General features: G+C 58.3%; 9 protein-coding genes. 7 read left to right on the plus strand and 2 right to left on the minus strand.

Annotation, left to right across the window (positions count from 1 at the left end):
- Positions 1-2: 2 nt before the first annotated feature.
- From H6B10_RS01180 to H6B10_RS01200, 5 genes are read left to right on the plus strand one after another with little or no spacing between them, the layout of a single operon-like run.
- A complete protein-coding gene (locus tag H6B10_RS01180; RefSeq protein ID WP_204649087.1) occupies positions 3-803 on the plus strand; it encodes an ABC transporter permease in 801 nt (266 codons plus the stop codon).
- 12 nt (positions 804-815) lie between these two features.
- Positions 816-1,592 carry an ABC transporter ATP-binding protein gene (locus H6B10_RS01185; protein WP_204649088.1) on the plus strand — a complete coding sequence of 259 codons (777 nt, stop codon included), beginning with the start codon at positions 816-818 and terminating at the stop codon, positions 1,590-1,592.
- An 8-nt stretch (positions 1,593-1,600) separates the two neighbouring features.
- Positions 1,601-3,472 (plus strand): glycosyltransferase family 2 protein, encoded by a 1,872-nt coding sequence (locus H6B10_RS01190; protein ID WP_204649089.1) that lies wholly within the window; start codon positions 1,601-1,603, stop codon positions 3,470-3,472.
- 13 nt (positions 3,473-3,485) lie between these two features.
- A complete protein-coding gene (locus H6B10_RS01195) occupies positions 3,486-3,734 on the plus strand; it encodes a kinase to dihydroxyacetone kinase (RefSeq protein ID WP_204649090.1) in 249 nt (82 codons plus the stop codon).
- 4 nt (positions 3,735-3,738) lie between these two features.
- Complete coding sequence (locus H6B10_RS01200; protein WP_204649091.1) at positions 3,739-5,577, plus strand: glycosyltransferase family 2 protein; 1,839 nt, start codon at positions 3,739-3,741, stop codon at positions 5,575-5,577.
- 52 nt (positions 5,578-5,629) lie between these two features.
- Here H6B10_RS01200 and H6B10_RS01205 read toward each other — a convergent pair whose 3' ends face one another.
- Together H6B10_RS01205 and H6B10_RS01210 are read right to left on the minus strand one after the other, a co-directional pair.
- Positions 5,630-6,952: a 2-hydroxyacyl-CoA dehydratase gene (locus tag H6B10_RS01205; RefSeq protein ID WP_204649092.1), complete on the minus strand. Its 1,323-nt coding sequence runs from the start codon at positions 6,950-6,952 to the stop codon at positions 5,630-5,632.
- A 35-nt stretch (positions 6,953-6,987) separates the two neighbouring features.
- On the minus strand, positions 6,988-9,921 hold the full coding sequence (locus H6B10_RS01210) for an acyl-CoA dehydratase activase (RefSeq protein WP_204649093.1): 2,934 nt from the start codon (positions 9,919-9,921) through the stop codon (positions 6,988-6,990).
- A 522-nt stretch (positions 9,922-10,443) separates the two neighbouring features.
- On the opposite strand from H6B10_RS01210, the gene H6B10_RS01215 reads away from it, so the two are divergent.
- Entirely contained in the window at positions 10,444-11,061 is a 618-nt protein-coding gene (locus H6B10_RS01215) for an epoxyqueuosine reductase QueH (RefSeq protein ID WP_204649094.1), read from the plus strand.
- A gap of 38 nt (positions 11,062-11,099) precedes the next feature.
- Positions 11,100-12,045 (plus strand): D-2-hydroxyacid dehydrogenase (locus tag H6B10_RS01220; protein ID WP_204649095.1); only part of this gene is annotated, 946 nt, incomplete at its 3' end.

Raw genomic sequence — 12,045 nt, forward strand, 5'->3', positions numbered from 1 at the left:
CCGTGCAAAGTTTCAAAAACAGTTTTGCCAGTTTCTGGAAATACCGATACCTGCTGCAAAACCTGATCACCCGTGACTTCAAGCTCAAATACCGCCGCAGTGTGCTGGGCGTGGCCTGGAGCGTTCTGAACCCGTTGCTGACCTGCCTGGTGATGTTCCTGGTATTTGATTCCATCATGAAAGGCCTGCGGGGAGAAGGCATCCCCAACTTTGCGGGCTTCCTGATCATCGGCCAGTTGCTGTTCAACTTCTTCCGGGAGTCTACCAGCATGGCCATGGAAAGCGTACTCAAAAACGCCCCGTTGCTGCGCAAAGTCTACATTCCCAAATATATTTTCCCCATGGAAAAGTGCTGCTTTGCCCTGGTGAACTGTGCATTCAGTTTTATTGCCTTGGTCATCGTCTTTGTGATTACCTGGACGCCGGTAAGCTGGGCTACAGCCTGGATGGCACTTTACCCGCTGGTCATGCTGTTCTTTTTCAGCCTGGGCATTGGGCTGCTGCTGTCGGCCCTGTACGTCTTTGTGCGGGACATTATGCACATCTGGGAAGTGTTCTGCACCCTGCTGGTATACGCCAGCGCCATTTTCTATGACCCCGAGACCCTTTCGGGCATTATGCAGAAGCTAATCCACATTAACCCCATGTACTGGTACATTACGGCCTTCCGTCGCTGTGTGCTGTGGGGCGAAGGACTGGACGCTACCATGATTACGGTTTGCTTCCTGTGTGCGGCTGTCAGCATGGTGCTGGGTATCGTGGTGTTCAAGAAAAACCAGGACAAATTTGTCCTGTATATGTAAGGGGGCGCACCTATGGCAGCTGAACAGCCGATTATTTCCATCGACCATGTTTCCATGCGCTTCAACCTGGCCAAAGAAAAGCATGAGAGCCTGAAAGAGTATTTTGTGGCGCTTATGCACGGCGGTGTGCGCTTTGACGAGTTTTTTGCCCTGGATGATGTGAGCTTTGACATCATGCCCGGGGATTTCTATGGCCTCATCGGCCTCAACGGCAGCGGCAAGAGCACGCTGCTCAAGATCATCTCCGGTGTGTACAAGCCCTCTGCCGGCAAAGTGACGGTCCGGGGCACCATTGCGCCCCTCATTGAGCTGGGTGCAGGTTTTGATATGGACCTGACTGCCCGGGAAAATATCTATCTCAACGGCACGGTGCTGGGCTATACCCCCAAGTACATCGACTCCAAGTTCGAGGACATCGTAGAGTTCAGCGAACTGCGGGATTTCCTTGATGTACCGCTGAAAAACTATTCTTCCGGTATGGTGGCCCGCCTGGCTTTCGCGGTGGCCACCATGACCAAGCCGGATATCCTCATCGCCGACGAGATCCTGTCGGTGGGTGACTTCCTGTTCCAGGAAAAGTGTGAGCGCCGCATGGCGGAACTGCTGTCCGGCGGCACCACGGTCATTCTGGTCAGCCATTCCATCGACCAGATCGAGCGTATGTGCAACAAGGTGGCCTGGCTGGATCACGGGCATCTGCGCCGCAACGGTCCCACCGCCGAGATCACGGCGGAATACCGGAAATTTGAGAAAAAAGACGCCATGCCCGCCAAGCGGACGGAGGAATGAGGCCATCCATGAAGCAACAACCCAATAACGAGCGCCCCGCTGACCTGGCTGTACAGGACAGTGTGGGCGGTATGGCCCGCCGTCTGCTGAACCCTGCCCACCTGAAAGACCTGGCCCACCGTTCGGCCGCCACCCTGCGGGAGCAGGGGGCCGAACAGCTGTGGCGGGATGTGTCTTTCCGGGTGGGGCTGGCCTTCCATCACGATGACTGGCGTCACCGGGCGGACCTGCCCCTGCGCCGCACCCTGAAAGCCCAGCGGGCTGCCAACCTGCAGGGACCCTGCATCAGTGTGGTGGTGCCGGTGTTCAACACGCCGCTGCGCTTTTTTGATCAGATGGTAAAAAGTGTCCAGCGCCAGACCTATGGCAACTGGCAGCTGGTGCTGGTGGATGCCAGCGATGACGCCCACGGGGAAGTTTCCCGGCGGGCGCAGCAGTATGCCGCCAAAGATAACCGCATTGTTTACCGGAAAATCGAGAATCAGGGCATTGCCGCCAACACCACGGCAGGCTTTGAGGTTGCCACCGGCGGTTATCTGGCCCTGCTGGATCACGATGATGTGCTGTACCCCAACGCGCTCTTTGAATGTGTGCAGACCATCCAAAAGACCGGTGCGGATTTTGTCTACAGCGACGAGATCGTGCTGTCGGCGGATCTGAAGCAGCTGGGCGGCTACCACTTCAAGCCGGATTTCGCTCCCGATTATCTGCGGGGCGTCAACTTCATCACTCATCTGGCGGTATTCAGCCGCCCCTTGCTGGATGAAGCGGGCGCCTATGAATCCAGTGAGTTTGACGGCGCCCAGGACCATGACCTGATCTTGCGCCTGACCGAAAAGGCAAAGAAAATCGAGCACATCAAACAGGTACTGTATATCTGGCGGGGGCACGCCGGTTCTACTGCCGCGGGTATGGAGGCCAAACCCTACGCCATTGCGGCAGGGGAGCGGGCCATCGACGCCCAACTGCAGCGGCTGGGGCTGCCCGGCCGGGCCATGGCGGTGCCTTATGCGCCCGGCGCCTTCCAAGTGCGGTATGAGCTGACAGGCCGGCCGCTGATCAGTGTGCTGATCCCCAACAAGGACCACACCGATGACCTGGATCGCTGCCTGGCCAGCCTGTACAAAAATGCAGGATACGACAACTTTGAAGTCATCGTCATCGAGAACAACTCCACCGACCCGGCCACCGAAACCTATTACCAGACGCTGCCCCAGCGGTTTGACCGCTGCCGGGTGGTGCGGTATCAGGGGCCCTTCAACTTCTCGGCCATCAACAATTTCGGCGCGCAGTTTGCCCAAGGGGAACACCTGCTGCTGCTCAATAACGATATTGAGGTGCTGTCCGGGGATTTTCTGCGGGAACTGCTCAGCTACAGCCAGCGCCCTGACGTGGGGGCAGTGGGGGCCAAGCTCTACTATCCCGACGATACCATCCAGCACGCGGGCGTGCTCATGGGCATCAACGGCAGCGCGGGCCACAGCCATAAAAGCTACGCCCGTACGGCGGTAGGGGATATGTACCGTCTGGTCACCACCCAGAATTATATGGCGGTCACCGGCGCCTGCCTGATGACCAAAACTTCGCTGTACAAGGCGGCAGGCGGCCTGGATGAGGAAAAGTTTGCAGTAGCCTATAACGATGTGGATTACTGCATGAAGCTGTGGCAACAGGGGCTTTTGAACGTCTACACCCCCCGGGCCGAAGCCTACCATTACGAGAGCAAGAGCCGGGGACTGGATACCCTGTCGGAAAACGCCAAGCGTTACGAGCGGGAGAAGGCCAACTTCTACGCCAAATATCAGCAGTATATCGATAACTACGACCCCTACTACAACCCCCATTTCAACAACCTGTTTGAAAACTTCGGCCTGAAATAAGGAGGGCCTTTCCATGGAAAATCGTTTTGACACCCAGCTCCTCATCGAAGGACACGATCTGGATGAGGATGTGATCCACGACGGCATCCTGAACTGCGCTGAGGGCGATTGCCTGCTGGTGGTGGGGGATGAGGACCTGATCAAGGTCCATTACCACACCGACACGCCCTGGAAAGTGCTGGAATACGCCGCCACCCAGGGGGACATCCACACCATCATTATTGAGAATATGGAGCGTCAGGCCAACGGCCTGCACGGCTGATGCCATGAGTCTGGAAACAAAACGAATCAAAGAATTGTTCGGCTATGCCCGTACCCTGACCAAAGAGCAGGGCGTCGGTGTCATGGCCACCCGGGCGGCGGGCTTTTTCAAACGGCGGTTTTTCGGCAAGCGGGCACGGTATCTGCCTGCCAAAAAGACGCTGGAAGCCCAGCGGGCCGATGCTGCCGGGAATGCCCAAAATTGGCCCACCATCAGTATCCTGACGCCGCTGTATAACACGCCGCCCCGTTTTTTGCAGCAGTTCCTGGACAGTGTACAGGAACAGACAGCACCTAACTGGCAGTTGGTGCTGGTGGATGCCAGCGATGAAGCCCACGGCGATGTGGGCCGGACCGTGCAGGAACGTGCCGCCCGGGATTCCCGCATCGTCTACCGGAAGATCGAGAACGGAGGAATCGCTGCCAACACCAACGCGGCGGCGGCCCTGGCTACCGGGGAATACCTGGCCCTGGCCGACCACGATGATATGCTGGCGCCCCATGCCATTTACTGCATGGGTAAGGCTCTGGCCGAAAGCAAGGCGGACTTTGCCTACAGCGACGAAGCTTTGTTTGAAAAGACACCCCAGCGTCCCCGGGTGGGGCACTTCAAGCCGGATTATGCCCCCGACTACCTGATGGCGGTGAATTATATCTGCCACCTGGCGGTGTTCCGGCGGGAACTGTTTGAAGCGGTGGGGGGCGAGCGCCCGGAATGTGACGGTGCCCAGGACCACGACCTGTTCCTGCGGCTCATCGACGAGATGCAGCGCCGGGACCCGGCGGCCAAACCCCTGCACATTCCCCAGGTGCTTTATTACTGGCGGGTGCATGCGGCGTCTACCAGCGGCGGCACGGCGGCCAAACCCTATGTGGAAGCCGCAGCCCGCAAGGCGGTGGCCGACCACCTGGCCGCCACCGGCCGCCACGGAACGGTGGAAGCGGGCAAGTTCCCCGGCACCTGCCATGTGGTGTGGGATATCCCGGACCCCCAGCCGCTGGTGTCCATCCTGATCCCCAACAAGGACCACACCGACGATTTGGAAAAGTGTCTGCACAGTCTTTATGCCAAGACGACCTATGAGAATTTCGAGGTCATTGTCATCGAGAACAACTCCACCGACCCCGCTACCGAAGCCTATTACAAACAGCTGCCTTTGCGGTACGACCGCGCCCGGGTGGTGCGGTACAAGGGCGGATTCAACTTCAGCCGTATCAACAACTTTGGCCGCAAGTACGCCACCGGCAGCTACCTGCTGATGCTCAACAATGATATTGAAGTCATCAACGGCGACTGGCTGACCCAGATGGTAGGGGAGTGTATCCAGCCCGGCGTGGGCATCTGCGGTGCTATGCTCTATTATCCAGACGATACCATCCAGCATGCGGGTATTATCACGGGATTGGGCGGCTACGCGGGCCATAGCCACAAGTACCACAAGCGCGGCGGCAGCGGCTATATGTTCCGGCTGGCTACGGTGCAGGATTTCTCCGCCGTGACGGCAGCCTGCCTGCTGGTGCGCACCGCGGTGTTTGATGCCGTACATGGTCTGGACGAGAACCTGACCGTAGCGTACAATGATGTGGACTTCTGCCTGCGGGTGCGGGATGCCGGTTGGCGCATCCTCTGGACGCCCTACGCGGAACTTTACCACCACGAGAGCAAATCCCGCGGTTCCGACGAGAAAGACCCGGTGAAAAAAGCCCGGTTCGATGCCGAACATGACCGCTTGTATGCGGTGCATGGGCGGGATAACATCATTCACGACCCCTATTACAACCCGGCACTGTCTTTGGATTATGAGGACTTCCGGGAAAGCGGCGACCTGCGTCACCTGAAATAAAAGCAAAATCCCCCGCACATCCAACGATGTGCGGGGGATTGTTGGTGTTATGTTACTGCACGGTGGTTTGCAGCTGAGGCGCACCGCCGGCCAGTTCCTCGGCAGTCATGGGCGCGGGGGCTGCGTCCGGATGCTCCAGTTTTTCCCGGGCCACAGCCAGCATCAGCTTGATGCGGTTTTCCTGGTTGACGCGGGTAGCGCTGGGGTCGTAGTCCACGGGGGTAATGTTGGCATCGGGGTGCAGGGCGCGAATCTTGTTGATCATGCCTTTGCCCACAATGTGGTTGGGCAGGCAGCCGAAAGGCTGGGCACAGACGATGTTGCCGTAACCGCCCTCCACCAGTTCGATCATCTCGGCAGTGAGCAGCCAGCCTTCGCCCATCTTGGCACCCAGAGAGATAATGCCTTCGGGCTTTTTCATCAGCTCCCGGAAGGAACCCGGCGCGTAGAAACCGTATTTCCGCATGGCCTCATAGCTGGCCACGCCGATAGAGTCCAGCCAGCCCAGCAGGGCGTCGGCACCGCCGGCCACCAGTTTGTTGCCGCCGTACAGGTCCACGTCCAGGCGGGAGTTGGCCACGCAGTATTCCACAAAGCCCATCAGACCGGGCAGGTTCACTTCGCAGTCCTGGCTTTCCAGGAACTTTTCCAAGTCATTGTTGCCCAGGGGAGAATATTTCACATAAATCTCTCCCACTACGCCCACTTTCACCTTGGGCACCCGGGTCACCGGGATAGTGGCATAGTCGGCAGCAATCTCCGGGAAACGCTTCTTCATATCCCGGGCAGAATAGTTGCGGTTGTTGCGAATCCAGTCCTGAATGCGGGCAATCCACTTTTCGGTCATGGCATCGGCGTCGCCTTTGTGGTTCTCATAGGGATGGGTCTGGCTGCGCAGGGCGGCCAGCATATCGCCGTAGAAAATGGCCGCAATGACCTTGCGCAGCAGGGGAATGGTCAGGGGCAGGCCGCTGTCCTTTTCCAGACCGGAGAAGTTCAGCGAGGCCACCGGAATGTTGCCGTATCCGGCCTTGACCAGCGCTTTGCGCAGCAGTTTGATGTAGTTGGAAGCACGGCAACCGCCGCCCGTCTGGGTGATCAGCAGGGCCGTATGTTCCAGATCGTACTTGCCGCTGTTCAATGCGTCCAAAAACTGCCCGATGACCAGCAGGGCGGGGTAGCAGGTATCGTTGTGGACGTATTTCAGGCCCAGCTGTGCCACTTCACTGCCGCAGTTGCCCAGCACTTCAGTCTGGTAACCTTCGCTGGCCATGGCGGCCTGCATCAGCCGGAACTGGGTCACCGCCATATTGGGGATCAGAATTTTATGGGTCTTTACCATATCCTTGGTAAAGTTCGGGGTCATATATTCCATACATTTTGCCTCATTGTAAGGGGAAAACGGGCGGCTCAGGCCTGCCCGACGGCTTCCCGGCGTTCTTCCAGCGCGGCAAACAGGCTGCGCAGCCGGATGTTCACGGCGCCCAGGTTGGTGATCTCGTCGATCTTCAGCTGGGTGTACAGCTTATTGCCTGCCTGCAGAATCTCCCGGGTCTCATCGGTGGTGATGGCGTCCAGTCCGCAGCCGAAGGAAACCAGCTGCACCAGATCCATGTCGGGCTGGGAAATGCAGTACTTGGCGGCTGCGTACAGGCGGCTGTGGTAGGTCCACTGATTCAGCACCGAGGTCTTGAACTTGTCCTCGTGCCAGCTGACGGCATCCTCGGTGACCACGGCGGTCCCCTGGCGGATGATCAGCTGGTCAATGCCGTGGTTGACTTCCGGGTCCACATGGTAGGGACGGCCTGCCAGCACGATGATGTGTTTGCCTCCCTTGCGGGCGTTGGCAATGATCTCGGTGCCTTTGTCCCGTACCTGCTGCATGTGGCGGGCGTACTCTTCATAAGCGGCGTCGATGGCCTCGTGTACGGCCTTCTTGTCCAGCCCCGGGAAGGTTTTAGTGATGGACTGGTAGAACCGCTTGTAGAAATCCTTGCGCCGTTCCAGATTAAAGTAATCATACAGCAGCGGGATGTTGGTCAGTTCGGGGCAGTTGCCGGCCAGCACTTCGGGGTAGTAGGCCACCACCGGGCAGTTGTAGTGGTTGTCGCCCAGGTGTTCGTCCAGGTTGTAGCTCATGCAGGGGTAGAATACCGCATCCACGCCCTGCTGGGCCAGCCAGTGGATATGACCGTGGCTGAGTTTGGCGGGGAAGCAGGCGGTATCGCTGGGGATAGTAGCCTGCCCGGCCTGGTACAAGGTGCGGCTGGAGAAGGGGCTGACCACCACCTGGAAGCCCAGTCTGGTAAACAAGGTATGCCAGAAGGGCAGCAGTTCATACATATTCAGGCACAGGGGAATGCCGATCTTGGCCCGGGGCTGTGCCGGGGCGGGGGCGTTGCGGTAGCCGTCCAGCAACTTGAGTTTGTAAGCGTACAGGTTCAGGTCCTCGCTGTTGGCCTTGCCGGTGACCGGCTTATCGCAGCGGTTGCCGGAGATGAACCGCTTGCCGTCCGCAAAGGTATTGACGGTCAGCTGGCAATGGTTGCCACAGCCGTTGCACTGCACGGTTTTGACGCTCTGGCTGAAGTTCTCCAGCTCTTCCTGGGTCAGTACACTGCTGTGGGCGTTTTCGCCTGCATGGCTGCGCCCGTGGAGGGCGGCGCCGAAGGCACCCATCAGACCGGCGATGTCGGGGCGGATGACCTCCACGCCCATCTCTTTCTCAAAGGCGCGCAGCACCGCTTCGTTGTAGAAGGTACCGCCCTGGACCACGATGTTGCGGCCCAGTTCCTCGGGGCTGGAAGCGCGGATGACCTTGTACAGGGCGTTCTTGACTACCGAGATGGAAAGACCGGCACTGATATTCTCAATGGAGGCGCCGTCCTTCTGGGCCTGCTTCACCGAAGAGTTCATGAACACGGTGCAGCGGCTGCCCAGGTCTACGGGCTTGTCGGCAAACAGGCCCAGGGCGGCAAACTCTTTTACGTCGTAGCCCAATGCCTGGGCAAAGGTCTGCAAAAAGCTGCCGCAGCCGGAGGAACAGGCTTCGTTCAGGAAGATGTTGCTGATGGCCCCATCCTCGATCTTGAAGCACTTCATATCCTGGCCGCCGATGTCGATGATGAAATCTACGTCGGGCAGGAAATGCTTGGCAGCGGTAAAGTGCGCCACCGTTTCCACCAGACCGCGGTCACAGTGGAAGGCGTTCTTGATCAGGTCCTCGCCGTAGCCGGTGGTGGTCACACTGGCAATCTGCAGGCCGGGGTGATCTTTGTACAGCTTCAGCAGGGTGTCCCGCACCAGGGGCACGGGGTTGCCCAGGTTGGGGCGGTAGCTTTCAAACAGAATGTTGGCATTCTGGTCAATAACCACCAGTTTGATGGTGGTGGAACCGGAGTCGATGCCGATATGCACCGGGCCGCACTGGGCACTGAAGGGCAGGCAGGGCACGGTGGCGCGCAGATGGCGGGCGTGGAATTTTTCGTACTCGTCCTGGCTGGCAAACAGCGGCGGCAGGCTCACATAGGTGGCGGTGGCACTGTAATCATCCAGGCGGCGGGCTACCTCATGGAGATCGGCCTCCTCATCGGCATAGAATGCCGCACCCAGGGCCACAAAGAGCAGGCTGTTCTCGGGGCAAAGACCCTGAACGCCCAGGGTTTTGTCAAAACTCTGGCGCAGCGTCTTGCTGAAGGTCAGCGGCCCGCCCAGATAGACGATGTTGCCCTTGATGGGACGCCCCTGGGCCAGGCCGGCAATGGTCTGGTTGACCACCGCCTGGTAGATGGAGGCGGCAATGTCACCGGCCTGGGCGCCCTGGTTGATCAGAGGCTGGATGTCGCTTTTGGCAAAAACGCCGCAGCGGCTGGCGATGGTGTAGGTACGGGTGGCGGTCTGGGCGGCGGCGTCCATCTCGTCGGCACCCATCTTCAGCAGGGTTGCCATTTGGTCGATGAAAGCACCGGTGCCGCCGGCGCAGCTGCCGTTCATGCGGACTTCGGTGCCGCCGGTCAGAAAGAGGATTTTGGCATCCTCGCCGCCCAGCTCAATGATGCAGTCGGTGCCGGGCACCAGACGGTTGGCAGCCACACGGGTGGCAAAAACTTCCTGTACAAAAGGAACTTTGCAGCTGTCTGCCAGGCCCATACCGGCAGAACCGGAAATGGCCAGGTAGGCGCGGCCGTCGGGCAGATACTCGGCGGCGATTTTTTCCAAAAGGGCTTTGCCCTTTTCCAGAATATGGCTGAAATGACGCTCGTAGGTGGAATATAAGATCTCCCCGGCGTCGTTCAGCACCACACATTTAATGGTTGTGGAACCAATGTCCAAACCAACTCTCATAAAGGTGTAACCTCCTGCAAAACAACGGGAAAATGCGGGACAAGTATCGATGCACCGTGTTTTCTTCGGCGCGGCGTAACAAAACGCCTACTCCTACCGATACCATATCACCTTATTCTACCTTTTTTTGCTTGGTTTGGCAAGTGGACCGGGGGTAAAATGTCGTTTCAAGACGAAAAAACGCCAAAGCGGCACAAGCCGTAGCCTGTGCCGCTCTGGTGTCAAAAGAAAAGAGGAGTATGGATGAAAAAACTTGGGGTCCCTTCCTCAGGTCGGGTCCCTGCTCCCTTCCTGAGGACACTTATAGTATATCGGCAGTTTGTGACAAAGAGGTGAAAGAAGTTTCAATAAATTGCAAAAGAAATCAGAATAAACTATAAAATTCCCCTGCAAAACAAAACGTAAAAAACGGCAATAAAATCCCACGGACAGGGTGCAAAAAATGTCTGTATATGCTATTATGAAACAGGGCGGGACCGCTGCGGATTCCCGGCCGGAATTATATAAGAAGGTAAATCAGTTATGCCCAATCGAATCAATTATCAGCAGGCGATGGAAAAGGTTTTGCAGCAGGTGGATGCGGAAAACACCCGCCCGGGGCTGCTGCTGCACGCCTGCTGCGCGCCCTGTTCCAGTGCTACATTGGAGCGGCTGGCCGATCATTTTGACTTGACCATCCTGTACTATAATCCCAACATCTACCCGCCGGAGGAGTATCATCGGCGGGAAAACGAGCTGGAACGGTTTGTGGAACAGGCAGGGTATTGCTTCCCGGTGGTGGAACTGCCTTACGACCCGCAAGAATTTTATGCAGCCGTCAAGGGGCTGGAACAGAAACCGGAAAAAGGCGAACGCTGTACTGTGTGCTACCGGCTGCGGCTGGAACAAACCGCACGCTATGCGGCGGAACATGGCTTCCCGTGGTTTTGTACCACGCTGTCCATCTCGCCCATGAAGGACCCGGTGCGGATCAATGCCCTGGGGGAGGAACTGGGAAAACAGTATGGTGTCCGTTTTCTGCCCAGTGAGTTCCGCAAAAAAGACGGCTATAAGCGCAGTTTGCAGCTTAGTGCCGAATATGGACTGTACCGCCAGGATTACTGTGGCTGCGTATTCAGCAAGCAGGAGCGTGGCGTCTGAAAATCCAACGACAATGATAGAGGAAAAGGGAAATACGTATGCAGCAACATATTTTGGTGGCGCTGCCTCTTTCGCAGGCCCAACGGGAGAGGCTCTGCGGCGCGGCACCCCAGTTTGACTACCGTTTTACTACCCAGGAAACAGCAACGCGGGAGGAAATCCTCTGGGCCGATGCCATTCTGGGCAACGTGCCGGTGGAACTGATCCGGCAAAACGATCACCTTTTGTGGTTCCAGTCCAACTTTGCCGGACCCGACCCGTATCTGGAACCCGGTGTCTTACCGGCAAATTGTCTGGTTACCAACGCCACCGGGGCTTACGGGCTGGCCATCAGTGAATGGATGCTGGGCATGTGGCTGGCGCTGGCCAAAGACCTGCTTTTGTACCGTGACCGCCAGCACCGGCACCACTGGGAAGCCATCGAGCGCCCGGTTCGCTCCATTGCCGGATCACGGGTACTCTGTGTCGGTATGGGGGATATCGGTTCCAGCTTTGCCCGGCGGGCACACCTGCTGGGCGCCCAGGTGGTGGGGGTGCGCCGCCATGGAGGCTCCTGCCCCGACTACTGCCTGCGGGTGGTAGATACCGCCCACCTGGACGAGGAACTGCCCCAGGCGGATGTGGTGGCCCTGAGCCTGCCCGGTACCCCGGAAACCTACCGGATGTTTGACGCAGACCGCCTGGCCCGGTGCAAGCCCGGGGCCATCCTGCTCAACGTGGGGCGGGGGAGCACCGTGGATTGCGATGCCCTGGCGCAGGCTGTGCAGCAAGGGCGGCTGTACGGTGCGGCCATTGACGTGACCGACCCGGAACCGCTGCCGCCCGATCATCCTTTGTGGACGCTGGATACCGTGCTGATCACGCCGCATATTTCGGGGCGTTTCAGCCTGCCGCGGACCCTGGAAAACATTGTGGATATTTTTGCCCACAACCTGCAGCGCTTTGCCGCCGGGCAGCCGTTGGATAACCAGATGAGCCGAGCCA

It is taken from the genome of Gemmiger formicilis (assembly GCF_016901605.1).
Lineage (GTDB): Bacteria > Bacillota > Clostridia > Oscillospirales > Ruminococcaceae > Gemmiger > Gemmiger formicilis_B.